The sequence below is a fragment of the Xanthomonas sp. NCPPB 2632 genome (assembly GCF_041228075.2).
GTDB lineage: Bacteria > Pseudomonadota > Gammaproteobacteria > Xanthomonadales > Rhodanobacteraceae > Luteibacter.
This window is the reverse complement of the sequence record NZ_CM192979.1, coordinates 2,805,787-2,830,737: the sequence shown is the minus strand read 5'-3', so window position 1 is coordinate 2,830,737 and position 24,951 is coordinate 2,805,787. Positions and strand designations below refer to the sequence as shown.

19 protein-coding genes are annotated in these 24,951 nt (G+C 69.0%); 3 read left to right on the top strand and 16 right to left on the bottom strand.

The genetic code is table 11. From position 1 onward, the window contains the following. Window positions 1-6 precede the first annotated feature (6 nt). The 14 genes from AB8808_RS11930 to AB8808_RS11865 form a co-directional block, all read right to left on the bottom strand. Complete coding sequence (locus AB8808_RS11930; RefSeq protein ID WP_369931251.1) at window positions 7-1,671, bottom strand: DUF5597 domain-containing protein; 1,665 nt, start codon at window positions 1,669-1,671, stop codon at window positions 7-9. A 14-nt stretch (window positions 1,672-1,685) separates the two neighbouring features. Then, window positions 1,686-4,592 (bottom strand): TonB-dependent receptor domain-containing protein, encoded by a 2,907-nt coding sequence (locus AB8808_RS11925; protein ID WP_369929627.1) that lies wholly within the window; start codon window positions 4,590-4,592, stop codon window positions 1,686-1,688. A gap of 94 nt (window positions 4,593-4,686) precedes the next feature. After that, on the bottom strand, window positions 4,687-6,624 hold the full coding sequence (locus AB8808_RS11920; protein WP_369929625.1) for a glycoside hydrolase family 127 protein: 1,938 nt from the start codon (window positions 6,622-6,624) through the stop codon (window positions 4,687-4,689). Between the two features lie 143 nt (window positions 6,625-6,767). Continuing rightward, a complete protein-coding gene (locus AB8808_RS11915; protein WP_369931250.1) occupies window positions 6,768-9,143 on the bottom strand; it encodes a Tat pathway signal protein in 2,376 nt (791 codons plus the stop codon). 16 nt (window positions 9,144-9,159) lie between these two features. Then, window positions 9,160-10,743 carry an APC family permease gene (locus AB8808_RS11910; protein WP_369929624.1) on the bottom strand — a complete coding sequence of 528 codons (1,584 nt, stop codon included), beginning with the start codon at window positions 10,741-10,743 and terminating at the stop codon, window positions 9,160-9,162. Then, complete coding sequence (locus tag AB8808_RS11905) at window positions 10,740-12,509, bottom strand: DUF885 domain-containing protein (RefSeq protein WP_369929622.1); 1,770 nt, start codon at window positions 12,507-12,509, stop codon at window positions 10,740-10,742. The genes AB8808_RS11910 and AB8808_RS11905 overlap by 4 nt, the downstream gene beginning before the upstream one ends. A gap of 13 nt (window positions 12,510-12,522) precedes the next feature. Next, complete coding sequence (locus AB8808_RS11900; protein WP_369929620.1) at window positions 12,523-14,310, bottom strand: DUF885 domain-containing protein; 1,788 nt, start codon at window positions 14,308-14,310, stop codon at window positions 12,523-12,525. A gap of 23 nt (window positions 14,311-14,333) precedes the next feature. Beyond that, window positions 14,334-15,536: a M24 family metallopeptidase gene (locus AB8808_RS11895; RefSeq protein ID WP_369929618.1), complete on the bottom strand. Its 1,203-nt coding sequence runs from the start codon at window positions 15,534-15,536 to the stop codon at window positions 14,334-14,336. Next, on the bottom strand, window positions 15,533-17,128 hold the full coding sequence (locus tag AB8808_RS11890) for an aldehyde dehydrogenase family protein (RefSeq protein WP_369929616.1): 1,596 nt from the start codon (window positions 17,126-17,128) through the stop codon (window positions 15,533-15,535). The genes AB8808_RS11895 and AB8808_RS11890 overlap by 4 nt, the downstream gene beginning before the upstream one ends. A gap of 3 nt (window positions 17,129-17,131) precedes the next feature. After that, a complete protein-coding gene (locus tag AB8808_RS11885; protein ID WP_369929614.1) occupies window positions 17,132-18,037 on the bottom strand; it encodes a dihydrodipicolinate synthase family protein in 906 nt (301 codons plus the stop codon). A 13-nt stretch (window positions 18,038-18,050) separates the two neighbouring features. After that, window positions 18,051-19,340: an FAD/NAD(P)-dependent oxidoreductase gene (locus AB8808_RS11880; RefSeq protein WP_369929612.1), complete on the bottom strand. Its 1,290-nt coding sequence runs from the start codon at window positions 19,338-19,340 to the stop codon at window positions 18,051-18,053. Continuing rightward, window positions 19,333-19,578 carry a (2Fe-2S)-binding protein gene (locus AB8808_RS11875; RefSeq protein WP_036141152.1) on the bottom strand — a complete coding sequence of 82 codons (246 nt, stop codon included), beginning with the start codon at window positions 19,576-19,578 and terminating at the stop codon, window positions 19,333-19,335. The genes AB8808_RS11880 and AB8808_RS11875 overlap by 8 nt, the downstream gene beginning before the upstream one ends. Continuing rightward, window positions 19,575-20,672, bottom strand: a complete 1,098-nt coding sequence (locus tag AB8808_RS11870; protein ID WP_369929610.1) for an NAD(P)/FAD-dependent oxidoreductase — start codon at window positions 20,670-20,672, stop codon at window positions 19,575-19,577. Before AB8808_RS11870 ends, AB8808_RS11875 begins: the two co-directional genes overlap by 4 nt. Beyond that, window positions 20,669-21,610: a 4-hydroxyproline epimerase gene (locus tag AB8808_RS11865; protein ID WP_369929608.1), complete on the bottom strand. Its 942-nt coding sequence runs from the start codon at window positions 21,608-21,610 to the stop codon at window positions 20,669-20,671. The genes AB8808_RS11870 and AB8808_RS11865 overlap by 4 nt, the downstream gene beginning before the upstream one ends. A gap of 214 nt (window positions 21,611-21,824) precedes the next feature. Here AB8808_RS11865 and AB8808_RS11860 point away from each other — a divergent pair, with 214 nt between their 5' ends. Further along, the gene (locus AB8808_RS11860) at window positions 21,825-22,565 is read left to right on the top strand and encodes an AraC family transcriptional regulator (protein ID WP_369929606.1); all 741 of its coding nucleotides are present in this window, start codon (window positions 21,825-21,827) and stop codon (window positions 22,563-22,565) included. Window positions 22,566-22,577: 12 nt separating this feature from the next. Here AB8808_RS11860 and AB8808_RS11855 read toward each other — a convergent pair whose 3' ends face one another. Continuing rightward, the gene (locus tag AB8808_RS11855; RefSeq protein WP_369929604.1) at window positions 22,578-22,910 is read right to left on the bottom strand and encodes a hypothetical protein; all 333 of its coding nucleotides are present in this window, start codon (window positions 22,908-22,910) and stop codon (window positions 22,578-22,580) included. Beyond that, window positions 22,907-23,539 carry a phosphatase PAP2 family protein gene (locus AB8808_RS11850; protein ID WP_369929602.1) on the bottom strand — a complete coding sequence of 211 codons (633 nt, stop codon included), beginning with the start codon at window positions 23,537-23,539 and terminating at the stop codon, window positions 22,907-22,909. Before AB8808_RS11850 ends, AB8808_RS11855 begins: the two co-directional genes overlap by 4 nt. Before the next feature lie 81 nt (window positions 23,540-23,620). On the opposite strand from AB8808_RS11850, the gene AB8808_RS11845 reads away from it, so the two are divergent. Beyond that, the gene (locus AB8808_RS11845) at window positions 23,621-24,058 is read left to right on the top strand and encodes a low molecular weight protein-tyrosine-phosphatase (protein WP_369929600.1); all 438 of its coding nucleotides are present in this window, start codon (window positions 23,621-23,623) and stop codon (window positions 24,056-24,058) included. A 55-nt stretch (window positions 24,059-24,113) separates the two neighbouring features. Then, entirely contained in the window at window positions 24,114-24,914 is an 801-nt protein-coding gene (locus tag AB8808_RS11840; protein WP_369929598.1) for a YjbF family lipoprotein, read from the top strand. Window positions 24,915-24,951 lie beyond the last annotated feature (37 nt).

Genomic DNA, 24,951 nt, shown 5'->3' with positions numbered 1-24,951 from the left:
GCGCTCCTACGGGAGGTGGTCGGTTCCAGGCCGGGGCGTGGCGCCGGGGAAATCTCCCAGACGCACCCGGAGGTAGACCGGGCGGTCGCCGAGGTTGAGGCCGTAGTCGGTCTGGTCGCCGTTCCACCAGCGGCGGGGCACCCAGACACCGTCGCGGTACCCGCCTTCCTCCACGCGCAGCAACTGGCCCATGCGGCCGTCCTGGCGGCTGCGTTCGAACTCCACGCGCGCGTGGAAGCCGACCAGCAGGTACTCGTCCTTGCCCAGCGGCAGCAGCAGGATATGGCCGTCCGCGGCGGAGTTACCCTGCAGTTCCGGCGGCGCGTCGCCCCACGCCGGGGCGCCGTAGGACACATGGGCCGTCCAGCCATCGCCCAGCGCGATGTCCGTTTTCGGTTGGCCGCGTTGCTCCACGGCGGCCTTGAGCGTGCCCTTGAACGCCGCGTCGGCGACCAGGCCCTGGATCGGGCCGAGCAGGGCGAAGTTGCGTGCGTGTGCTTCGGTGGCGGCCTTGCGTTCCGCGGTATCGGAGGCGTGATCCACGCCGAAGATCGAGAAACCCACGCCGCCCTGCGCGAGCACATGGAACAGGTAGGGCGCGTTGCCGGCCTCGTAGCCGGTCTCGGAGATCCACGGCGGGTTGTCGGGGCGGGTGTACTGGCCGACCACCTTGGTGAACTCGTTGTAGTCGGTGCTGTAGAGGTCGGTGCCGATCAGGTCGATGTGCGGCGCGCTGGCCTTCCAGGTATCCAGCACGTTCCAGGTGGCGCCGCCGCTGGGGTAGTCGTAGCCGGGCATGTGCTTGCCCTTGTAGCGCAGCCAGGTGTTGACGTACATCGGCAGTGCGTAACGCGCTTTGCCGCTGGCTGCCACCTGATCGATGTAGCGCGCGATGCCATAGGCGTTGAACTGCTCGTCGGCATCGGCGCCGAAGGTCGCCGTCCAGGTGCGGCCGGGCGGCCGGTGCAGGGCCTGCGCCAGTGCCTCGGGCACCGGCGCGGCGAACGCCCGCTCCGCCGTCGGCGAGTGGTCGCGGATGGCACCGATGCTGCCGGGCTCGTTTTCCACCTGCACCATGATGACGGTGTGGCGGTCGCCGTCCACCTTGCGCAGGTGATCCATGAGGGCGGCGAAGGCCGCCTGGTCCGCGTGCAGGTTGGCGTCGGCGTGGGGCGAGAGGTCCTCCAGCGGCGTGCCGTGTTCATCCAGTGCCCGCGGGTAGCGAGCGGGATCGGCCTTCATCCACTCCGGCACGTAGTGCATCTGGCCGTTCTTCCAGCTGCCGAACCAGAGCACCACCAGGCGCAGGCCGTGCGCTCGGGCGCCGGCAATCAGCGCATCGAGGTTGGCCGTGTCGTAGCGACCCGGGGAGGGCTCGAACTGTTCCCAGTAGACCGGCGCCTCCAGGGTGTTCGGATGCAGCGCGAGGACGTCGTCCCACACCTCGGGCAGCACGGCGGGCCAGGCGCTGGAGTTGTGCAGCTGCACGGCCAGTACGGTGTACGGCTTGCCGTCCACTTGCAGCGCGTGGCGTCCGTTCGCGTGCACCACCTGGGGCAACTGCGCGGCGAGGGCCGCCGTGCTCGCCAGGGCGCAGGCACCCGCCAACGCGAACGCACCCGCCAGAGCGAAGGCCCGAGGCACGGCGAGCGCACCCGTGCGCCCAGGCATGCCCGGCAGGCGGATCAAAACGACACCGTGGCGCGCACCCAGTAATAGCGGCCCAGCAGGTCGTAGGTGGCGACGTCGGTATTGGCGTTGGTCACGTTGTTGGCGAAATACAGCGGCGGTTGTTTGTCGGCCAGGTTGTCGACACCGAGCTCGAAGCGCGTGTGCCAGGGTTCGACCTTATAGGCAACCTGCACGTTGTGGTAGACGTACGCGCCGATCTTTCGCTCGATGCCCGGCAGGGCGGCATCCGCCGAAAGCCCCTGGGTGAGGTCGCTGCTGCCGATCTGTGTGCGGCCGACATAGCGCAGCCGCCACGAGGCGCTGAAGTTGCCCATCGACCAGTTCAGCGTGCCCAGGCCGCGCCAGCGGGGGAAGTTGCCGTAGGAATAGGTGTAGATGCCAGCGTTGTGGATCACCACCGAATGCGGGTCGGTGGTGTCCGGGTTGATGTCGTAACGCTTCACGTAGGTGCCGTTGAGCGAGGCGGCGAACTTGCCGTAGGCCGTCTCGGGAAAGCGATACGCCAGGCCGACATCGGTGCCGGCCGCCCACAGCTTGCCGAGGTTGACGGTGGGCTCGGCCACGTAGTTGATGGTGCCGTTGCCGTTGCGATGCACCAGCGCACAGAACGCGCTGGCCGGGTTGGCGTAGCACTGGTTCAGCACCGTCTGCGCCGACACCTGCGAGATCGTGTCCTTGAGGTTGATCTTCCAGCTGTCCACGCTGAAGGACAGGCCTTCCAGCCAATGCGGATCGTAGACCAGGCCGATGTCGTACGAGCGCCCGGTTTCCGGCTTGAGCTGGTAGCCGGCCAGCACCGAGCCCGACGCCTTGCCCGCCACCTGGCCGTCGGCCTGGCGGTAGGAGCCGTTGGTGGGAACATTGGCGCAGGCCACGTCGTGCCCGCCGGTGTAGCCGTTGCAGGGGTCGTTGGCGGTGGCCGAATCGCCGGCCACGCCCGCGTACAGCTCGCCGGTGTTGGGTGCGCGGAACACCTGCGACACCGTACCGCGCAGCAGCAGGTCGTCCAGCGGACGCCACTCCAGCGCCACCTTGCTGTTGGTCTTGCTGCCCACCGTGCTGTAGTCGGACCAGCGTGAGCCCAGCGTCAGGTTGAGCGAGCGGATGCCCGGCAGGTCGGACAGCAGGGGCACCAGCGCCTCCGCATAGGCTTCCTTGACGTTGAAACCGCCGGCCAGCGTGGAAGCGCAGAACTCGACCACCCCGCACAGTCCGTTCTCGTCGCCGGTCCACAGCGGGTCGGCCTGCGTGGAGGTGCTCTCCTTGCGATAGGACACGCCGGTGGCGAGGCTGACCGTGCCGGCGGGCAGGTCGAACAGGTCGCCGTTGGCATTGGCTTCCCACTGCTTGACGGTGTAGACGCTGGTGACCGTCGGGTTGACGATCATCGACTGCAACGTGGCCAGGCTGGACGGCGCGTTGAGGTTGAAGATGTCCAGCGGCGTGCAGCCGGCGATCGCGTTGCCCGCGCTGCCGCAGCGCACGGTGCCGTCGGTATCGCGGAACGACGGTCCCACCGCCTGGTTGAACTGCGCATAGTCCAGGAAACCGTTGTTGCGCGATATCTGGCGCACGCGACCGTAGTTGATATCGGTGGACCATTGCCAGGTGCTGTCGCCGAACGCGCCGCGCAACCCCGGGTTCACCTGCAGGTTGTACGTGTTGTACTGGTAGCTGCGGTTGCCCAGCACCGTGGCGCGCGTGTTGAGGTCGTTGTACGACGTGCCCGTGGCGCGATCGGTACCGAAGTTCACGCCGAAGGGGTTGTAGGCGCTGGCGGAGGACACCAGGAAATTGTCGCCGTTGGCGAACACGGGGATCGGCGCGATCACCGACGAGGACTTGGTCTTGCTGAAATAGGCGTTGACGTAGCCCTGCACCGAGGGCGTGAACTGGTATTTGCCCAGGACGAAGGCGTTCGTGCGCTTCTGCGGCGTCTGCAACAGGTTGTAGGGCTGGTAGTTGTACGAATCGCTGCCGTGGTAGCAGTGGAAATCGCCGGGCCCCGGCTGCCCGGTCACGCCGGGGTTGAGGGTGACGCGTGAGCAGCCGGACGCGGCGGCCAGCGCCGTGGAGGCGTCGGAGCCGTCGTTGAAATTGACCGAGCCGCCGGGCGTGGCGGACGAGCCCTGCTTCACCGGGACGCCGTCCGTCAGGTACAAGGCATCTTTCGAGTACGGACGCGCGGCCGCCGATACGGCGTCGATGTCGCTGTACGACAGCCCGGCGATGACGCTGTAGTTGCTGCCGGTGTGCCCGGCGGTCAGTGCGAAGTTGCGTCGGTTGCCGTCGCTGCGCTTGCTGGTGCCGAAGTCGCTGGACAGCTGCACGCCGTCGAAGTGGTCGCGCAGGATGAAGTTGACCACGCCGCCGATGGCGTCCGAGCCGTACACGGCCGAGGCACCGTCGCTGAGCACCTCGACGCGCTCGATCATGCTGGCCGGAATGGCGTTGACGTCGTTGTAGGCCAGGCGCACGCCATTGACCAGGATCAGGGTGCGCTTGTCGCCCAGGCCACGCAGGGACACCGTGGAGGCACCGGTGCCGCCGCCGCTGTTGGTATTGGGATTGGTCGCGTTGCCGGCGATGGAAGGCAACTCCTGGACCAGGTCGCCCAGTGTCGGCTTGCCGGTGGCCTCGATGGCGGCGCGATCCAGCGTCACCACGGGATTGGCCGTCTCGGTGTCCACGCGGCGGATGCGCGAGCCCGTGACGGTCACCGCGTCGAGTGTTTTTGCCTCGGTCGCGCTGGCGTCCTTCGTGGTGTCCTGCGCCTGCGACGTGGCGCAGGTTCCCAACAGCGCCAGCGCGATAGCTGCCTGCAACGTCGTGCCGGCGAGCCGCGCGGAAAACCCCGTACAGGAGGAGCGGTCGGACCTGGAGCGATGACGTGGATACATGGCGTTCCTCGGGGCGGTGGCGAAAAGGTGCACGAAGCCGTCGACCGGTCCGTGGACGGGGCGGGGTGGATGGAATGCGTGGTGGCCTTGAAGCTCAGGTGGCGCCGGAGGCGGCGCCTTCGGTTTGCCAGTACACGGCGTAACGTTCGCCCTGGATCGTGTTCAGCGGCGCCACGTCGATCACGCCGTGGCGGGTGGTGGCACGGTAGGTGAGCGGGGTGTCCGTCGGCACCAGCCAGGCGAGCGGCTGCGCGTCATCCGGCGCGATCTGCGGTGCGGGCTGCGGTTTGGGTTCGGGCGACGGACCCGATTCGTAACGCCCGTACTGCTGGTCATGCGTGAGGCCCTTGGAACCCAGCCGCGCCGCCAGCACGATCGGCCCGATCGTCACCGCCTGCAACGTGTCGTCGCCGGGCAGCGTCACGCTGCGCAGCGCCATGGGCAGGGTGAGCGACACGCGGTCGCCCGTCTGCCAGGTGCGCCGCAGGGTGAGGTAGCTGCCAGGCGAGGCGAAGGTATCCAGGGCCTCGCCGTTCACTTCCACGCGCGCGCCCGGGGCGATCCACGAAGGGATGCGCAGGTTGAGGGCGATGTCGCGCGGCTGCTTCAGTGTGAACCGGAAATGCGTGGCCCCTTCGCGGGGGAAATCGGTGTGCTGGCGCAGGGTCAGGCCCATCTCGGGCCAGTCCAGCTCGGAAGGGATGAACAGGTTGACGTGCAGCGCGTCGCCGTCGCGGAAATAGATCGCGTCGTTGAAGCGGGCGAACTCCTCCGCGCCGCTGCCGGTGCAGCACCAGAACGAGTCCATGGGCGAGTTGTAGAACTTCGCGCCACCGGGCTGCAGCGAGTAGTAGTACAGCTTCATGCCCTGGGCATCCTGCGTACCCAGGCGGGCGTTGTAGAGGTTGCGCTCGTAGTAGTCGAAGGCGCGCGGATCGCCGCTCCACGCGTAGACATGCCGCGTGAGCTTGAGCAGGTTATAGGCCACGCAGCATTCCGCCGCGTACAGGCCCAGCTGGTCCTTCAGGTCGCCCGGGCCGGTCTTCCAGAATTCGTCGTTGCTGGATCCGCCGGTGGCGTAGGTGCGGTTCTGCGTCACCGTTTCCCAGAAGAACTCCGCGATGCGCCGGTAGCGCGGTTCGCCGGTCAGCTCATAGCGGCGCGCCGCGCCGATCACCTTGGGGATCTGCGTGTTGCTGTGCAGGCCCTTCAGCTCGTCACGATGCGAGGCCAGCGGATCGAACAGCGACACCTGGTCGAACCGGTGCGCGGCATCCAGGTAGCGGGTGTCGCCGGTGATGGCGTACAGGTCCGCCATCGATTCGTTCATGCCGCCGTATTCGGTCTTGAGGATGTGCGCGATGTCCGTATCGGAGAACCCGTTCAGCCAGCGCACGGTCCAGTTGCCGATGCCCCTGGCGACGGCAAGGGCCTGCGCGTTGCCGGCCAGCCGGTACATGTCGAGCATGCCGGCCTGGATCTTGTGCACCGTGTAGAACGGCGCCCAGACCTTCTGGCCGGCGCTCAGACGGTCGAAGAACGATTCGGGGAACGCGCTGAGGTAGCCGTTGGGTCGCTGGCAACCGGCCAGGATGCCGACCAGTTCATCGCCGCGCGCCTTCAGCGTGGCGTCGCCGTGCGCGGACCATGCGATGGCGGCAGCCGAAAGGTAATGCCCGCCGGTGAAATGGCCGCGCAGTTCGCAATCGGGTTTTTCCCAGCCGCCCAGCGGCTTCGCGGTGGAAGGCAGGCCGGCCTGCACGCGGAAGCTGTGCGCCAGGCGGTCCACGGGCAGGCTGTGCAGGTAATCGAGGTTGATCGCCGCGGCCCGGCTGAAATCGCTGTCCAGCAGGCGGACCTGGTTCAGCGCGAAAGGCTGCATCCGGCATACCGGTTTCTCACGCGCCGCCACGGCGGTCGCGCTGGCCGGGTCGGCAGTATCGAAGGCCTGCAACCGCGGCGCGGCCAGGGCGCTGGCGAGTGCGATCGCACCCGTTTTCAGAAATCGCCTGCGTTCGTCCGATTCGTGCATGTCGCCCCCACCGCGTGGCCGCCGCGCATCAGGCCCGGCGTACCCGCACACCCCCCGATGCGCGCTTTCATCGTGCCGTCACGCACCGGCAGCGTCTTGTGTCATTTACAAGACGCCGGTGCGGCATCCTGCACAGTATCGGGTCACGTGAAGGCCAGCGTGACCTCGATTCGCTGCCCGGGACGGCCGTGCAGGCGAATATGCTCGCCGCTTAGGTCGCCGGCCGGTACGGCGGCACCGTCGATCCGCACCATGCCACGCGTCGCCTGTGGCGGCGTGCGCAGCGTGAGCCAGACCGCCTTCGGCATCGCTGCGTCGGGCAGCACCACCGTGGCGGACAGCATGCCGGCGCTGCGTTGCAGTTGCAGGCTGCACCGTCCCCACCGCGTCGGCGCCGCATCCAGGGACAGCGGATGGTTCCCGGTCCACCAGGAATGCGGCACGGCACGGCCCAGTCGCAGGGTGTTACCGTCGCTGTCGTCGTGGACGAAGGCCCAGCGCAGCAGGAGAGGAATCGTCATCTGCGCCGGCATGCAGAACAGCGGCATGCCGCCGGCGATATCGGTGACCTCGCCGGCGGTCCAGCTGCCGGGCGTATGCCCGTGGTGGCGGTGCGCGTAGAGGAACAGCAGGTATTCATCCACGCGATCCAGGCGCAGCAGCTGCTGCGCGTAACCGTAGGAGATGAAACCGAGGATATCGCGGCTCTTCGGATCCACCGGGCCGATGTTGGCCACGACACCCAGGCTGGTCGCCCCGTGGCCGCGCATCGCGTCGATCACCCGGTGCGCCAGGTCGTCCGGCAGCACGTCGGCCTGCAACAGTTCCGCATAGGCGCGGTGCGGCCATTGCTGCTCGCTGGGATGTTCGGCGGCGAGTGCCTCGCGGAAGGTGCGCTTCACACCGGGCAACGGCGGCACGTAAGGCGGCTTGAGGTCGTGGCGCACGCTGGCGCGCACGCTGGCCACCAGCCGTTCGCGCAGCGCGGTGGCGCGCGTCGTCCAATGCGACGCGGTGGCGATGTCGCCCGGTGCGATACGCGACCATGCGCCGGCCAGATCGGTGAGTCCGCGCACGGCCAGCGCGCTGTTGGCGAAGTACGGCTTCCACCACAGCATGGGATCGGGGAACAGGCAGGCGTCGGACTCGTTCCAGCCGTGGATGAGGCCATGGCCCGGGTCGGTGGCCGCCAGCCGCAGCGACGCATCGTGCAGTTCGAGAAGGATAGCGGCGGTGGCCTCGATCTTCGCGCGGTGCTTGCGGCACAGCGCCACGTCGCCCGTATAGGCCACGTAGCGTGCGATCAGCGAGAGTGTGAGGCCGAACTGGCCCATCTCCGCGCCGCGCATGTTGATCATGCCGTCGGGCTGGACGAAATCGGTGAAATAACCATCGAACACGGCGGCGGCCTGGGCGAAGCGACCCCATTCCAGGTTGGCGTACAGCGAACTGGTGAAGGTGTCCTGGAAACCGTCGTACTCGTTGCCGTAGTAGTCGCGATCCACCGCGCCGTACTTGGGATAGGTGCCCTCCGGGCGTACGACCAGTTCGCGCGCGAACGCGTAGCGCGCCATGTCCGCCCAGCCGGGGGCCGGTATCGTCGCCACCGCCATGTCGGCCAGTTCGGCATGCCAGCGGTCGTGGAAGCGCAGCAGCGCGGCGTGGAACGCATCGGCGGTGGGGGCCTGCCGTCGCGGCGGGCAGGCCGGATAGCTGTGCCCGTAGACGACACGGGTCATCGCGCCATGTTCGACGAGCGCCGTGCGATGCCAGGTCTGCACCACGAAGCGATCCGTGGCATCCACGTCGGCGAAGACGATCACGTCGTACCAGCGCTCCGCGTCGATCGGCACCACCTTGTGCACCGCCGGTAGCCAGCCACCGAGCAGGCCCTCGCGACGGCGGGCCACTTTCTTCGGGTCGTGCAGGTCGGCGAAGGCCTGGTCGGCGTGGTAACCGCGCGTGCTGCCGGAGGTGTAGACCGGCATGGTGTCCAGGCACTGGCGGGTGCCGACGAAGGTCGTCCACGGCAGGCGGCCATAATAGTCCTCCGGGTTAAGCACCGAGGCCGGCGGCGGCGCGGCCCGCCGCACCTGGTCTTCGTCGGGCTGCCCCTTGGCCAGCAGCCGATCGGCAAGCAGGTCGGGGCCGGCGACCGCGATCTCGGCCAGTGCGAGGCCGAGGTACGGCTTGTCGGACTCGTCCCAGGTGGCCTCGGTCCGCTTGCCGATCACCACGGCCTGCGTGCCGTCGGCAAGCACGAGGTCGCCATCCGTGTGGCGCAGGTTTTCCAGCACGCGCCACGCGCGGTCGCCGTCGCGGAAGGTCGCCACGGGCGCGAAGCCGTCGAGGGACACGCCAGGCAAGGGCACTCGCGAGGCGGGCGGCGGCGCACCGGTGGTGGGCGCGACAGGTGCCCCGCCGGTATCGCCGCGCCATAATGCGTCGGCCGACAGGGGTGCCAGGCCGGCCGCCGCGCTGGCGGCGGCCAGGGTGCGCAGGAAGTCGCGGCGCGCCATCGGCGTGCGGTCGAGGTCACTCATCGTCGTCGTCCAGCGCAAGCGCGGAAGCGGGCAGGCCCGTGCAGGCGCCCCAGTAGTAGATGGCCACGGACGCCACCAGCACCACGACCGAATCCCAGGGATGGGGCAGGCTGCCGTTGCCGCCGAAGGTGCCCAGCGCGGACGCGGCGATGATGACGACGTAGAAGCCGATCAGCCAGGCCGCCGAGCGCACCTGCTGGGCAAGCAGCGCGCGTGGCGCGCGCGTGGCGCGCTTGACCAGCACGTACCCGGCGAACATGGCGATCTGCAGGCCGAGCAGCCACGACACCGTGCTCCAGCCGGACCAGTAGACGATCAGTCCGGCCACGGCGAACGACACGGGCCCGATCACCGCGAAACCGCGTACGCGGAACGGGCGTTCGAGTGCCGGCGCGCTGCGGCGCAGCGCCGCGACGGTGACCGGGGCCACGGCGTAACTGAGCACCAGCGCGGCCGAGACCACCTGGATCAGCGCCTCCCACGAGGGAAACGGCAGCGTCCAGAAGATGGACAGTGCGAGGGTCAGCCACAGGGCCGGCCGCGGAATGCCCGAGGCGCGGTCGATCCGCGTCAGTGCGGGAAAGAAGCCGCCGCTGCGCGCCCAGCCGTAGACGATGCGCGGCGTGGCATTCATGTAGATGTTGCCCGTGCCGCTGGGCGAGATCACCGCGTCGCAGACCACCAGCGTGGCCAGCCAGCCGAAGCCGAGCGCCAGCGCGATGTCGTGGTAGGGCAGGGCGAACGCCTTGTCCATGCCGCTCCAGCCGCCGGCCAGCATGTCGGTGGGGATACCGCCCAGGAACGCCAGCTGCAGCAGCACGTAGATCACGGTGGACAGCACCACGGAAAGGATCAGCGCGATGGGAATGGTGCGCTGGGGATCGCGTACCTCGCTGGCCACCGAGACGATGGGCGTCAGGCCCAGGTAGGCGAAGATGATGCCACCGGCGGATACCGCGGCTTCCACGCCGGACAGGCCGTTGGGAGCGAGGCCGTGGATGCTCAGGTTGGCCGGATGGAAGTGGGTCAGCAGCATCACGATGACCAGCACGGGCACCACGAACTTGAACACGCTGATGATGTTGTTGGCCTTGGCGAAGGTTTTCACGCTGTAGTAGTTGAGCGCGAAGAACAGCAGCAGCAAGGCCAGCTGCACGAACCAGCCCAGCACGCTGGCGTGCGTGCTGCCGGGCACGTTCAGCGCGGGCAGCCACGCGGCGGCGTATTGCCGGCAGGCCACCGTCTCGATGGCGATCAGGCTGGAGAACGCGATGAGCGTAATGAAGCCCATCAGCGCGCCCAGCAGTGCGCCGTGGGAGTACTCGGGATAGCGCACGGCACCGCCCGCGCGCGGCAACGCGGCGCCGAGTTCGCAGTAGACCAGGCCCAGCAGCAGCACCGCGGCGCCACCGATCAGCCAGGAGACGATGCCCGCCGGGCCGGCCAGCGCGGCCACGTGGCCGGCCGCGAACAGCCAGCCGGAGCCGAAGATCGCACCCAGCCCGATGAAGGTCAGGTCGACCAGGGTGAGGCGTTTGTGGAAGTGGCCCTGGGTGTCGTTCGGCATGTCGCTCATGGACGTGGCGCTCCCGCGGTGGACGCGTAGGGCGACTTGCCGCCGCCGGCGATGAAGACGTCGATCCGCTGGTTCAGCACGGGCAGCGGCACGGAGCCGGTGGACAGCACGGTGTCGTGGAAGGCACGGATGTCGAAGCGTTCACCCAGCGCCTTCGTCGCCCGCGCACGGCCCTCGCGGATGGCCATCTCGCCCAGGTAATACGACAGCGCCTGGCCCGGCCACGCGATATAGCGATCCACCTCGGTGTCGATCTCGTGCTCGGCCAGCGCGGTGTTGTCGCGCAGGTACTGGCGCGCCTGCTCGCGCGTCCAGTGCAGGTGATGGATGCCGGTGTCCACGACCAGGCGTGCCGCACGCCAGGCCTGGTAACTGAGGTAACCGAAGCGCTCGTACGGTGTGTGGTAGATGCCCATCTCCTGGCCCAGGTATTCGCAATACAGCGCCCAGCCTTCGCCATAGGCGGAGATGAAGCCGTAGCGACGGTAGTCCGGCAGGCCGGTGGTCTCGGCGGCCAGCGGCATCTGCAGGGCGTGCCCCGGCGAGGATTCGTGCAGGGTCAGCGCCGGCAGCGAATACAGCGGTCGCGAAGGCAGGTTGTACGTGTTGACCAGGTAGATCCCCGGGCCGCCGCGGCCGCCCGTGTAGATCGGCGCGAGGTCGGCGGGCACCGGCTTGATCGCGAAACGGCGGCGCGGCAGCAATCCGATGTAATCGCCGACCACGGCATCCACTTCCTTGGCGATCCATGCGGCGTCTTTCAGCAGCTCGTCCGGCGTCTTCGCGTAGAACTGCGGGTCGGTACGCAGGAAATGCAGGAATTCCGGGAAGGTGCCCTTGAAGTTCACCTCGCGCATCACCGCCAGCATCTGGCCGTGGATATCGGCCATCTCCTTCAGGCCCAGCGCGTGGATCTGGTCCGGACTCTTGTCCAGCGTGGTGTATTCGAGGATCTGCGAACGGTAGAAGGCCACGCCGTCCGGCAGGTCCTCGGCGGCCAGCCCGTCGCGCGCGGCCGGGTAATACTCGTTGCGCATGAAAGCCAGCAGGTGGGCGTACGCGGGCCGCACCTGGGTCTCGATCGCCTTCTTCGCTTCGTCGCGCAGCCGGGCCTGTTCCGCCGCGGGGATGGTCGGCGACATCTTCAGGAACGGCGTGTAGAACAGGTTCGCCTCACCCGCGGCCTCGGCCACGCTGCGGATGCCGTCGTACTGGCTGGCCACCACCAGCTTCGGCTGGCTGAAACCGCGTGACAGGCCCAGGCGCATGGCCGCCGTTTCCTCGTCGAAGTATCGCGGCACGTCGCGCAGGCGGGCCAGGTAATGACGGTAGGACGCGGCATCGGTGAACGTGGCGCGCGCACTGAAACCCAGGTTGCTCCAGAACGCGGAGTCCGCGTTGAACGGCATCTGCCAGGTGTGGAAGCGCTGGTCGGCCAGCAGCACCTCCACCTGTTGCCGGTAGACGGCGTAGTTGGTCGGGTCCTCGCCGGTCAGCCGTACGGGATCGATGCCCTGCAACTGCGCGAGCACGTCGCTCCAGTAGCGTTCGCGCGTGGCCTGCGTGGCGGCGTCCATCCGCGGCAGGTGATCCGACGGTGCCGCCGGCCCGTTTTCGTCGTCGGCACCGGCGAACTGGGCCTGCCGCCAGGTGTATTCGCGCGTGGCGATATCGCGGAAACGTCGGCCCACGTCCTCGGCGTGTGTCGGGGTAGCGAGGGCCGCCATGCCGAGCAGGCAGGCGATACCGACGAGGGAACGGGACATGGCGACTCTCCGGTCAATGAGGGGTGGATGCCGCCTTGACGGTGGCGATCCAGGCATCGGTGCGCGCATCCAGCAGTTCCAGCGGCATGGCGCCGCCGGACAGCATCTGGTCGTGGAACGCGCGGATGTCGAACGCGGGGCCCAGCGCCTTCTCCGCGCGCTGGCGCAGTTCCAGGAACTTCAGCTGGCCCAGCTTGTAGCCCAGCGCCTGGCCGGGCCACGCGATGTAACGATCGGTCTCGGCCTGCATGCTGGGCTCGTCTTCCGCCGGGTGGGCATGGAAGAAGTCGATCATCTGCTGGCGCGGCCAGTGCAGCGCATGCACGCCGGTGTCCAGCACGAGTCGATCGGCGCGCAGCAGATCGCCGCTGAGGCGGCCATAGTCGTTGTAAGGATCCTTGTAGAAGCCCGCTTCCCTGGCCAGCTTCTCGGCATACAGCGCCCAACCCTCGATATAGGCGTTGTACGCGGCCTGCTGGCGGAACGGCGGCAACGGCAGGCCCTGCGCGATCGAGATCTGCAGGTGATGCCCGGGCACGCCCTCGTGATAGGCGGTGTCCTCGATGGTGTACAGCGTGCGCTGGGCGAAATCGCCGGTGTTGACGAAGACCACGCCGGGGCGTTTGCCGTCCGGCGTGCCCTGGTGGTATTCGGCGCCGGGCGCATCCTTCTCGCGGTACGCCTCCACCGCCTGCACCTTCAGCGCCGTGGTCGGCAGGTGGCCGAACAGCTTCGGCAGCTCCGGCTGCATGCCGGCGATGTAGCCGCGGTAAAAGTCCAGGATCTGCTCGCGCGAGGTGGCGTAGCGTTTCGGGTCCTTGACGATCGCGGCGCGGAACGCGGGCAGGTCGGCATAGCCCAGCTGGTGCGCGATGGCCGTCATCTCGCCTTCGATGCGCTTGACCTCGTCCAGGCCGATCTGGTGGATACGCTGCGGGTCCAGGTCCGTGGTGGTCTGCGTGTGGATGGCGAAGCGGTAGCGCGCCTCGCCGTCGGGCAGCGACCAGATGCCTTCCTGCGTGCGCCCGTGCGGCGCGTAATCGTTGGCGACGAAGTCGCCCAGCTTCCGGTAAGCGGGACGCACCTGTTCGTCCACGGCCGCGAGGATGGCCTGCTTCAGCCGTGCCTTGTCCTTCGCCGACATGCTGGCAGGCATAGCGTCCACCGGCTGGCCGAACACGTTGGCCGCGCCGGCCGGTTCGGCGATCTGCCGTGCCTGCACGGCGACCTTTTCCAGCAGGTAGCGCGGCTGCATCAGACCGTCCGTCATGCCTTGCCGCGACGCGGCGATCAGCTGGTCGATGACGCGGGGGATGGCCTTCAGTCGTACCAGGTACTGGTCGTAGTGCTGCGTGGAATCGAACGGGATGGTCGGCACGAACCCGGGCAGCTGCAGCTGCACGCCGCCCAGCTGGTCCAGCGGCATCTCGTGGTTTTTCAGGCGGATCGCCTCCAGGCGATCCTTCAGCTCGCGCACGGCCATGGCCTGGCTGAGGCGGCGTTGCTCGTCCAGCTTCGTGACGTCAACCGCTTCGAAGCGCCGAAGGAACGCCGCCGTGGCCTTGCCGTCCACGGCCACGTGGGCCAGCGAATAATCCGTCCAGCGGTCGTTGTAACGGTAGTCGCCGATGGTGGTGGCCAGCTCCGGGCTTTCCTTCAGCTGGTAGGCCCAACGTTCGGCGACCAGGGCATCGAACGCCTTGGCCGCACCGGTTGGCGCCTCGGCCGCGTGGCCGGGAACAGCGGTCGCGACGATCAGGCACGCGAGCAACACGCCGCGAGCGGCCGGGAAACGAGTCATGCGATACCCCCTTCGGTGGAACGTCACGCAAACGGTTGGTCGATCGATGGCGACGGCGTGGTGAACCAGGCGCCGCCGTCGTCGGTCACGTAGAAATGATCTTCCAGCCGGATGCCGAAGCGGCCCGGGATGACGATCATCGGTTCGTCGCTGCAGCAGTTGCCCGGCGCGAGCGGTGCCTGGTTGCCACGCACCAGATAGGGTGCTTCGTGGATGGCCATGCCGCAACCGTGCCCGGTGCGGTGGGGTAAGCCGGGCAGGCGATAATCCGGGCCCAGGCCGCCGGCCTCGATCACGCGGCGTGCCGCGGCATCCACGTCGGCACAGGCCACGCCGGGCCGTACCGCGTCGAAGGCGGCCTGTTGCGCGGCGCGCTCCAGATCCCAGATGCGCGACTGCTCGGCATCCGGCGTGCCGAAGACATAGGTGCGGGTGATATCGGACTGGTAGCCCGCCACGCTGCACCCGGTGTCGATCAGCACCACCTGGTCCTGTTCGAGGTATTGCTCGCCGGGCACGCCATGCGGGAAGGACGTGGCTGTGCCGAACTGCACGATGCAGAAGGTGGAGCCGTTGTCCGCGCCGAGCGCGCGATGCGCGGTGTCGATGAAGCGCTTCACCTCGCCCGCGGCAACGCCTTCGTGCAGCATGCCGGCGGCCAGGGCCTGCACCTTCAGCGTCATCGCCGTGGCCTGCTTCATCAGCCCCAGCTCGGCGGGCGACTTGCGGGCACGGCAGCCGTCGATCACCGGCGTGGCATCCACGATGTCGCGTGTGCCCAGCGCGGCGGCCAGGCCGGAGAACACGCCGAAGGGTGCCGCCGGGTCGAGCGCCAGCGTGCGTGCGCCGCGCGATGCCATGCACGAGGCAACCAGCGCGTGCGGGTCCTCGTGTTCTTCCCAGAACAGCATCGGCAGCGGATGCGCCAGTTCGGCCTGCAACGAGCCCTCCTCGAAGGCCGGACAGATCAGCACCGCATCGCCCTGCCGGGGCAGCAGCATGCCGACCAGGCGTTCCGTGGCGCCCCAGGGAATACCGGTGAAATAGCGCAGCGACGTGCCCGCGGTGACCAGTAGCGCATCGGCTCCCGTGGCCTCCAGCAGGCGCTGCGCACGCGCCAGCCGGCCCAGGTATTCGTCGGTGCCGATGCGCGGGGCGAGCGCGGTCCACGGCATGCACGCGGCACGCGCACGTTCGATACCCAGGTGTCCGATCTGTGCGTTCATGCGTCGGCTCCCACGTCGGCGGTGGTCCAGCGACCGTCGATCCGGCGCTGCACGCCGCCGGGGTTGCGGTCGCGCAGGTCCGCCGGCAGCAGCGCGTCGGGGACGTTGTCGTAGCTGTGCAGCGCGGTGAAGCGATGGATGGCCGCGGGCATGCCGACGGCGGTGAACCCGGCATGGCTGGTGGCGGGGAAGGGCCCGCCATGGTTCATCGCGGCGCTGACCGCCACGCCGGTGGGCATGCGGTTGGCGATCAGACGACCCACGCGCGGCCGCAGGTGACGTGCGATGGCTTGCCATAGCGCGTCGTCGCGGCCATCGGCCGCGCGGTAGAGCGTGCCGGTGAGGTTGCCCTCGAACGCCTCCGCCACGCCAGCGAACGCCACGTCGTCGTCCACGCGGACCAGCAGGCTGACCGGGCCGAACGCCTCGGCCTGCAGGGCACGTGCATTCTTCAGGAACGCCTCGGCGTGCACACTCAGCAGCGTCGGCTGGAAACGGTAGCCGGCGTCCTTGCCGGGGCCTCCGCCGGCGAGCACGGTCGCGCCGGCCGCGGTCAACCCGGCGACGGCGTGGCTCAGGCTGTCGAGGACACCCCGGGAAAACAACGGCCGCGGCGCGGCTTCGGCGAAACGACGCGTGGCCGCGGCGACGAAGGCGTCGCCGGCGGCACCCGCCGGTACCACCACGATGCCGGGGTTGGTGCAGAACTGGCCGCTGCCCATGGTGCAGGAGGTGAAGAACGCCTCCGCCAGGGCATCCGCACCCTCGGCCAGCGCGCCCGGCAGCAGGAACACCGGGTTGACGCTGGACATCTCGGCGTAGATGGGCACGCCCGCCGCATCGGCGGCCTGCTTCAGGGCGAGGCCACCGGTACGACTGCCGGTGAAGCCGATCGCGCCCAGACGGGAATCGCCGGCCAGGGCCGCGCCCGTCGCGTTGTCGAAGTGGTAGAGCAGCTGCACCGACGCGGGCGGCAGGCCGGCTGCCTGCACGGCATCGCGCGCGATCTGCGCCAGTCGCCGCGAGGTGGACGGGTGCGACGGATGCGCCTTGGCGATCACCGGGTTGCGGGCCGCGATGGCGGACGCGAAATCGCTGCCGGCCACGGCGTTGAAGGCGAACGGGAAGTTGTTGGGCCCGAACACCAGCACCGGCTTGCCCAGCGGCGCGCGATGCGCACGCAGCCCGCTGGCCGTATCGATCGTGGCATCGCTCCAGGCCTGCTCGCGCACCGCGCGTGCCGCCTGGCGCAACTGGCCGCTGGCGCGGGGCAGTTCCACCGAGCGCAGGCGCGGCTCCGCCGGCAACGCCGTCTCGGCCGTGGCCAGCGCGACCAGCGTCTCCGCGTCGGCGTCGATGCCGTCGGCGTAGCGCTCGAGGAAATCGGCGATGCACTCCGGCGGCAGCGCCGCGAGGTCGGCGGCGACCGAGACGGCGGCCACGAGGGCCGCCTCCGCATCCGCCGCGCCACTGATCGGGAAGGCCGGCCCGATCGCTTCACCCCGCGTGGGGTCCTCGGCGCGGAACGTCCCGGTGGGCGCATCGGCCGCGCGCCACCGTCCGCCGATCAGTACCTGCGGCTGGTCGCTCATGGATCAGAGCCCCGGCCGGGTGGCGATCGCGTGGTCGATCACCTTCATGGCGTATTCGCGCTCGGCGCCGACCACCGGCAGGCGCGGGGCGCGCACGGTTTCGCTACCCATGCCCACGCGGGCCTGCACCAGCTTGATCAGCTGCACGAAGGTGGGCACGGTATCCAGGCGCAGCAGCGGCAGGAACCACGCATACAGCGATTCCGCCGCCGTGGCGCCACCGTCGCGGGCCAGCTCGAACAGCTTCACCGATTCCGCCGGGTACGCGTTGACCAGGCCGGCCACCCAGCCCACCGCACCCATGCTCACCCCTTCCACCAGCGCATCGTCCATGCCGACCAGCAGCTGGAGGCGATCGCCCACGAGCGCGCGGATGGCGGCGAAGCGACGCACGTCGCCCGAGGATTCCTTCACGGCCTGCAGGTTGGCGTGCTGGCCGGCCAGTTCGGCCATCTGCTCGGGCGTGAAATCGGTCTTGTAGGCCACCGGGTTGTTGTAGAGCATGCAGGGCAGGTCGGTCGCGGCGATCACGGCCTTGGCGTGCGCACTCATCTCGCGCCAGTCGGTCGAGTACACGTACGGCGGCAGCACCATCAGGCCGGCGCAGCCGATGGCCTTGGCTTCCCTGGCAAGGCGAACGGCCTCGTCGGTGGACAGCGAGGCGATGCCCGGGATCACCGGTGCGCGTCCGTCGAGTGCCTTGACCAGCGTGCGCAGCACCGCCGTCTTGTCGTCGAAGCTCAGGGTGGCCGCTTCGCCCAGCGAACCGAGCGGCACGATGCCCTTGCAGCCGGCGTCGATCATCTGCACGGCATGCCTGGCGAGGAAGTCGTGGTCGATCTGACCGTCGGCCGTGAACGGGGTGGTGATGGCGGGAAGGACGCCGTGCCAGAGGGATGCGTTGCTCATGTGGATGTGCCTCTCAAGGTGAAGGTAGGGAACAGGGAAGGTCCGGCTCGCCCAGGGTGGACAGGCGGGCGGGAAAGAGCGGGGGGCGCGGATCGGTGCGCAAGCCGTGGCCCAGTTCGGCGAGCGCGGCGCCGCAGATGCGGCCCTGGCACGCGCCCATGCCGCAGCGGGTGGCGAGTTTGGCGCTGCGTGCGTCGGTATGCGCACGCACGGCGCCCAGCGTGACGTCCTCGCAGCGACAGACCAGCGTGTCGTCGCGGGCCAGGTCACGCACACGCGGCGACAACGTGAAGTGCCGCTGCAGGTGCGTGGCAAACGCGCGGGCGTGATCGCGTCGGCGTAGCAGCGCGTCGGGCACGCGGGCACCGGCGGCGGCGAGCCCGGCGATCTCGCCCTCCAGGCGGGCGCTGTCGCGTCCGCCGATACCGCAGCTTTCGCCGGCGGCGAAGGTGTCGTCACGGCTGGTGCGCTGGTAAGGGTCGACGACGATCCGGGGATGCACGTCGTTGTCGCCGACGCGCGTCGCACAGCCGAGTTGCCGGGCGAGGGCCAGGTCAGGCACCAGTCCGAAGCCGGCGGCCAGCACGTCGCACGCGACATGCCGCGTGCCATTGCCGTCGTCGATATCGGCGGCCACCAGCGCCTGCTCGCCCACGGCGGCGGTGACCACGCTGCCGGTGTGATAGTCCACGCCGCGCAGCGACAGGCGCAGCGCGGCGGCCTGCACGGCCTTGCCCGGCCAGCGCCAGAGCCCGCGGGCGAACGCGTTGATGGCGGCGGCCGGCGCCTGTTCGTGGATGCCCAGCACGATGGCGCCATGTCGGTGCGCGGTGGCGGCGGCGGCCAGCAGCAGCGGACCGCTGCCGGCGATCAACACGCGCCGTCCGCGCAGGGCCCAGCCCTGTTTCAGCAGGGCCTGCAGACCACCGGCGCCGACCACGCCGGGCAGCGTCCAGCCGGGAAACGGCAGCAGCAGTTCGCGGGCGCCGGTGGCGACCACCAGCGAGCGGAAAGGCAGCAGGTAACCGCGTCGCGGGTCCTGCAACAGCAACTGGCCGGGTTCCGCGGCGATCACCTGCGTCTCGGGCAGCCAGGTTACGCCGCGCGTGGCCAGTGCGCCGTCGATGCTGCGTCGGGCCATGGCCGGGTAGCCGTACGCGATGTCCTGCCGCCACACCTGTCCACCGGCCGCGGGCTGACTGTCGATCAGGGCCACGCGGTGTCCGTGCGCGGCGGCGGCGGTGGCCGCGGCCAGTCCGGCCGGGCCCGCGCCCACGACGGCGATGTCGAAGCAATCATGCATCGGTATCCACCCTCATGCCCTCGCGCACGGTGACCTGGCAGGCGCGTTGCTGCGCCAGGCCGTCGATGCCCACACGGCACTCGAAACACACGCCCATGCCGCACACGGCGGCGCGATGCTGTCCGCCGACCGAGCGGCGAAACGGCCGTTCCAGGCCGAGCAGCGCGGCGGCGACGCTGATCCGCTCCGGCACCTCGACCGGCAGGCCGTCGATCACGATGCGTACATGGCCGCTCATCGGACCACCCGTGCGGGATCGTAGGGCGAGGCATCGATGGCTGTGGGGCGCCCGAGCAGCTGGTCGATCAGCAGCTGCGCGCTGCCCAGCGAGGTGGTGACGCCCAGGCCCTCGTGCCCGGCGGCCACCCAGGTGTCGGCCATGCCGGGAACACGGCCGAGGTAGGGCAGGCCATCGACGCTCACCGGACGGAAACCGGTCCAGATGCGCACGGCCGACAGGTCGCGCAGGAAGGGCAGGAAACGGAAACTGCGCTGGAGCATGCGCTGCACCATGGCCATGGACACGCCGGCGTCGGCCGCATCGTATTCGCGCGACGAACCGATCAGGATCTGGCCGGTGGGGCGCGGCTGCACGTTGAACGCCACGCTGGCCGCATCCGCACCGTGGGCGCTGTCCGCGTAGCCCAGTTCGAGCAGCTGGTGGGTCACCTTGCCGGCATAGCGGTCGGTGATCACCAGGTGCCCCTTGCGGGCCCGGATGGGTAGCGTTGGCAGCAGCTGTGGCAAGGCACACCCGGTGGCGACCAGGACGGAACCGCGCAGCGTGCTGCCGTCGTGCAGCACCACCCCTTGCGGATAGAGACTGGCGGCCGTCTGCCGGTGGAGCATGGCGCCCGCGCGCAGCGCACGATCGACCAGGTGGCGCGCGACCGCCGGCGGATACACCACGGCTTCGTTCGGAATGCGCAGGCCGCCGGCCAGGCCGGGCGCCAGGGCGGGCTCGTGTTCGTAGAGCGCGCGGGCGTCCAGCGGCTCGGCCTGCACACCGGCCGCGAGGAGGCGATCGAGCTTGTCCGGGATGCGCGCCAGTTCGTCGTCGTTGCTGGCCACCCACAGCGTGCCGCAGCGGCTGAACTCCGCGCCCGGCAGGTTGGCGAAGGCATCCCACAACCCCAGCGAATAGCGTGACAGGGCGAACTCGGCCGGATCGTCGTCCATGGCGACCAGGTGACCCATGGCCGCCGCGGTGGCGCCGCCGCCGATCGCGCCGGGCTCCACGATGGCGACGCTGAGCCCGGCCGCGCTGGCCCGTTCCGCACAGGCGGCACCGACGATGCCGGCGCCGATCACGATCAGGTCGAACGTGCTCACGCGGCGCCGATACCCCAGGCCAGCGGGTCGGCCTCGTCGATCAGCAGGGTGCCTTGCATCGTGACATGGGCACTGCCCGTTATGCGGGGCAACACGCCGCGTTCGCCGTGCCGGTAGGTGGCCTCGAACACGCTGCCCAGGATGCCTGCCTGATGCCAGACCTGGCCCGGATCGAGCTTGCCGTCGGCGGCCAGGCAGGCCACCTTCGCGCTGGTGCCGGTGCCGCACGGCGAGCGGTCGTAGGCCATGCCCGGGCAGAGGACGAAGTTGCGTCCGTCGTTGCCGCCCTCGGGGGCGTGGCTGTTGAGTTCGATGTGATCGATTTCCTGACCACCCGCACCGGTGATGCCGGCGTGCTCCAGGCTGGCGCGGATGGCTTCGGTGTAGGCGGTGAGCCCGCGCTGGTTGGCCAGCGTGAGCGGCAGCGGCGTTTCGCCGGTGATGAAGAACCAGTTGCCGCCCCAGGCGACGTCACCGGTGATGCTGCCGTAGCCTGCGACATCGACCGATACGCTGCGGCGGTGGCGGTAGCTCTCGACGTTTTCGATGGCCACGCGGCCGTCGTCGAGCAGTTCCACGCCCACCATGCCCACCGGCGTTTCCAGGCGATGGCGCCCCGGCGCGATGCGGCCCAGGTGCTGCAACGTGCGCACCAGGCCGATGCTGCCGTGTCCGCACATGCCCAGGTAACCGACGTTGTTGAAGAAGATCACCCCGGCACAGGCCGTGGGATCGGTCGGTTCCAGCAGCAGGGCGCCCACCATGGTGTCCGAGCCGCGCGGTTCGCAGGCGATCGCCTGCCGCCAAGCGTCGTGTTGCGCGCGCATGCGCTGCAGTCGCGCGGCCAGCGGGCCGTCGCCGAGATCGGGAAAACCGGAAAGAACGACACGGGTGGGTTCGCCGCCGGTGTGGGAGTCGATGAAGTCGATTCGATGCATGGGTCCATGCTCACCGGGCAGCCCCCGTGGCGTATAGAAAGCTTTGCTATCGGTAGATGCGGAATTTTGCATAATTGGCTGCAAGTTCGGCAAGCCGTGCCGGGAATGCCTGTTTCCTTGGCTTTCGCGGTGCGAAGCGGTTTATGATGCATCGCGCCATGGTCCATACGGTCCTGAAACCCGTGCGCAGCTGTGCCGAAGGAGCATCCTTACCATGAAGATTTCCGCCGATGAACTCGAGCCATTGTTCGATGCGTTGCCCGATGTCGTGTTCTTCGTCAAGGACACCGAAGGCCGGTACACGCACGCCAACCTGACCCTGGTCCGCCGCCTCGGCCTGAAGCAGCGCAGCGAGGTGATCGGTCGCGGCGTCACCGAACTGTTTCCCGCGCTCATGGGCGGGTCATACGCCGCACAGGATCGCCGGGTGCTCGCCGGCGAAGTGATCGAGAACCAGCTCGAGGTCCACATCTTCAGCAACCGTGCGCCTGGCTGGTGCCTCACCTGCAAGCGGCCGGTGTCCTCGCGCGGCGAGATCCGCGGCGTGATCGGCATATCGCGCGACCTGGGCCTTCCCGACGGCAAGCATCCCACGTACGAGCGGCTGCGCCGCGTGCTCGGCTACATGCAGGAGCACTACGGCGAAGGCGTGCGGATTCCCGCGCTGGCCGAACTGGCCGGGTTGTCGGTCGCGCAGCTGGAGCGGCATTTCCGCCGGGTGTTCCAGCTGACCCCCCAGCAGGTGCTGACCAAGTTGCGCATCGAGGCGGCCATGCGCCTGCTCGGCGGTGACGACAACGTGGCGTCCATCGGCATGGCCTGCGGCTTCGTGGACCAGAGCGCCTTCGCCCGGCAGTTCAAGGCCACCGTGGGCATGACCCCTAGCGAATACCGCGCCGTGGCGGCCCTGGCGGCACCGGCGCGCAACGCGCGGGGCGTAACGACCTCCGCCTGAACAGGTCGCGCATCAGGCGGCCGGCTGGGCGTCCATCCAGCCCCGCATGAAGGTTTCCAGCGGGACGCGCGGCGGCGGCGTCAGTCCCGCCTCGCGCGCCACTTCCATCGCGGCTTTCAGGAATGCCTGCTTCGCCTGCGCGGAGGCCTGCCGTGCGGCTGCCTGCTTCTGGCGCAGCTGCACGATGTGTGCGGAAGGCTGGCCCGGGCGGGCGAACTTCTGGTAGCGACGTAACTCATCGGCCGCCAGCGCCGTGTCCGCGGCCGCCTTGTCCACGGCGACACGCGCCGCGACGAGTTTCGTGTACCACGCGCTGTGCGGGGGCGGGGTCGATGGTGTGGTCATGGGGAGCTCTGTCGAAGGCGGCGCGTGAAGACCTCGCCGTGGCCGCTCAGCCATTGCGCGATGTCCTTGAGGATGTGTTGGGACGGAAACACGCGGCCATGGCAGGCCACGGTAATGGCCAGCGCTCCCAGGCCCAGCAGCAGCGCGGCGTGGCGACGTCGTGCCGCCGGCAGCTCGACACGAGGCGTCACGCCGCGCACGAACCACGCCATGACCGCCACACCGAGCACCGCGCCGAGCACGACTTCCGAAGGGCTGTGTACCTTCAGGGCCAGCCGCGACACGGCAACGGCCGCGCCGAGGCACGTGGCCAGCGCGATGGCGCCGCGGCGCACGAGCGGCGCCCCATCGCGTGCGAGCAAGGCGGCCAGCGACGGCCAGACCAGCAGCGCCAGCGTGGTATGCCCGCTGAAGCCCGTGTAGTCGAGTTCGGCGGGGCCGACGCCCCAGCCCATGAACAGCAGCTTGGACAGGCAGACGATGCCGCCGGCGAACACCACCGCAACCGCCCATCGCCGCGCATCGCGCACGCGCAACGGCGGCACCAGCAGGCAGAGGCCCATCCAGGCGATCAGGGGGAGCAGCAGGGCACTGTCGCCGAAGGCGGTGATGGCGTGCCACGGGTTCATGCCATGCCTTCGCGTGTCGCTATCATGTCGGTTGCGTTCGTCGCCACGGCGTCGTCCAAGCCACGGAGTATCGCAGCACCCATGTTCGAACGGATACTGATCGTCTGCGTCGGCAACATCTGTCGCAGCCCCATCGCCGAGTACGTGCTGCGGGCGCGCCTGGGCGATGGCCATCGTACGCGGGTGGAAAGCGCGGGCCTGGGCGCGCTGGTCGGTCATCCCATGGACGCCACGGCGTGCCAGCTGCTGCACGAGCACGGCATCGACGGCGATGCGCATCGCGCGCGCCAGGTCGATCGTGCGCTGCTGCGGCCCTACGACCTCGTCCTGGCGATGGAGAAGCGGCATGTAGCCGAGCTGGGGCGTATCGCGCCGGAGGTCAGCGGCAAGGTGTTCCTGCTCGATCGCTGGGGTGAGGGGCGTGACATTCCCGACCCCTATCGCCAGCAGCGCGAAGCCTTCGAACATGTATACACACTGATCGATGCGTCCGTTTCGGCATGGTTGCGCTATTTGTGACGCGTGCCGTGACGGGTGTCATTTTTCGGCACGTTCGCCTCGTGTAAGGTTTTCGATGCACCCCGGTCGTCCCCCTGTGGGCGCCGGCTCCACGGTCAGTGTTGTCCTGCATCGCTTCGTCGCCCACGCGCCGAAAACCGACCTCTACCCGACGGACCCGCCACTGATTTTGGAATGCCCCCCGACCCAACGCGCGAGCGTCGCGCCACGTTTTCTGCATGCCGTCATCTGCGCCCTGGCGCTTTGGCTGGTGGCCGGTTGCTCGACGGTATCGGTCGGCAGCGTCGAAAGCCTGCGTCTCGCGTTACACGGCGATGCCGTGGATGCCACGCCGGCCTCCGTGGCCGCCTCGCCGTATTTCCAGTTGCAGGTGGACGCGCCGTCGGGCCGGGCCATCCTGATCCTGGCGAACACGGCGCATGGCGTGCTCGGCTGGTATGGCGTGGGGCACGACATCGTGTTCACCCGCGACGGTGTGGTCACCCGCACGGTCGGCCTGCCGCAGAACCTCGACGCCTCCGTGTTTACCGGAGCCGATCCGTTTCACGACGGCTTGCATCGTCTGCACGGCACGACGCGCTACACGCGCCGCATGGACTGGTCGCCGGGCTACCGTTACGGCGCCGTGCTGGACGGGCAGCTGGTGCCCGGTGGCCTGGAAGACGTGACGATCCTGGATACCGTGCACCGGTTGCGGCGCGTGGACGAAACCCTGGCGGGGCAGGGGATCCATCTGCACAACCGCTACTGGGTCGACCCCGCGGACGGCTTCATCTGGAAAAGCCGCCAGTACGTGGCGCCCGACTACCCGCTCGAACTGGTCCAGTTACGGCCCTATCGCGAGTCGGCCCCGTGAGGCGCGTCATTTTGTCCGGTCCGTCTCTCGTCGCGCG

Bases quoted from the DNA above. Each gene is read 5' to 3' on its own strand.
- AB8808_RS11930 (WP_369931251.1), bottom strand. From the start codon at position 1,671: ATGCCTGGGCGCACGGGTGCGCTCGCCGTGCCTCGGGCCTTCGCTCTG.
- AB8808_RS11925 (WP_369929627.1), bottom strand. From the start codon at position 4,592: ATGTATCCACGTCATCGCTCCAGGTCCGACCGCTCCTCCTGTACGGGG.
- AB8808_RS11920 (WP_369929625.1), bottom strand. From the start codon at position 6,624: ATGCACGAATCGGACGAACGCAGGCGATTTCTGAAAACGGGTGCGATC.
- AB8808_RS11915 (WP_369931250.1), bottom strand. From the start codon at position 9,143: ATGGCGCGCCGCGACTTCCTGCGCACCCTGGCCGCCGCCAGCGCGGCG.
- AB8808_RS11910 (WP_369929624.1), bottom strand. From the start codon at position 10,743: ATGAGCGACATGCCGAACGACACCCAGGGCCACTTCCACAAACGCCTC.
- AB8808_RS11905 (WP_369929622.1), bottom strand. From the start codon at position 12,509: ATGTCCCGTTCCCTCGTCGGTATCGCCTGCCTGCTCGGCATGGCGGCC.
- AB8808_RS11900 (WP_369929620.1), bottom strand. From the start codon at position 14,310: ATGACTCGTTTCCCGGCCGCTCGCGGCGTGTTGCTCGCGTGCCTGATC.
- AB8808_RS11895 (WP_369929618.1), bottom strand. From the start codon at position 15,536: ATGAACGCACAGATCGGACACCTGGGTATCGAACGTGCGCGTGCCGCG.
- AB8808_RS11890 (WP_369929616.1), bottom strand. From the start codon at position 17,128: ATGAGCGACCAGCCGCAGGTACTGATCGGCGGACGGTGGCGCGCGGCC.
- AB8808_RS11885 (WP_369929614.1), bottom strand. From the start codon at position 18,037: ATGAGCAACGCATCCCTCTGGCACGGCGTCCTTCCCGCCATCACCACC.
- AB8808_RS11880 (WP_369929612.1), bottom strand. From the start codon at position 19,340: ATGCATGATTGCTTCGACATCGCCGTCGTGGGCGCGGGCCCGGCCGGA.
- AB8808_RS11875 (WP_036141152.1), bottom strand. From the start codon at position 19,578: ATGAGCGGCCATGTACGCATCGTGATCGACGGCCTGCCGGTCGAGGTG.
- AB8808_RS11865 (WP_369929608.1), bottom strand. From the start codon at position 21,610: ATGCATCGAATCGACTTCATCGACTCCCACACCGGCGGCGAACCCACC.
- AB8808_RS11860 (WP_369929606.1), top strand. From the start codon at position 21,825: ATGAAGATTTCCGCCGATGAACTCGAGCCATTGTTCGATGCGTTGCCC.
- AB8808_RS11855 (WP_369929604.1), bottom strand. From the start codon at position 22,910: ATGACCACACCATCGACCCCGCCCCCGCACAGCGCGTGGTACACGAAA.
- AB8808_RS11850 (WP_369929602.1), bottom strand. From the start codon at position 23,539: ATGAACCCGTGGCACGCCATCACCGCCTTCGGCGACAGTGCCCTGCTG.
- AB8808_RS11845 (WP_369929600.1), top strand. From the start codon at position 23,621: ATGTTCGAACGGATACTGATCGTCTGCGTCGGCAACATCTGTCGCAGC.
- AB8808_RS11840 (WP_369929598.1), top strand. From the start codon at position 24,114: ATGCACCCCGGTCGTCCCCCTGTGGGCGCCGGCTCCACGGTCAGTGTT.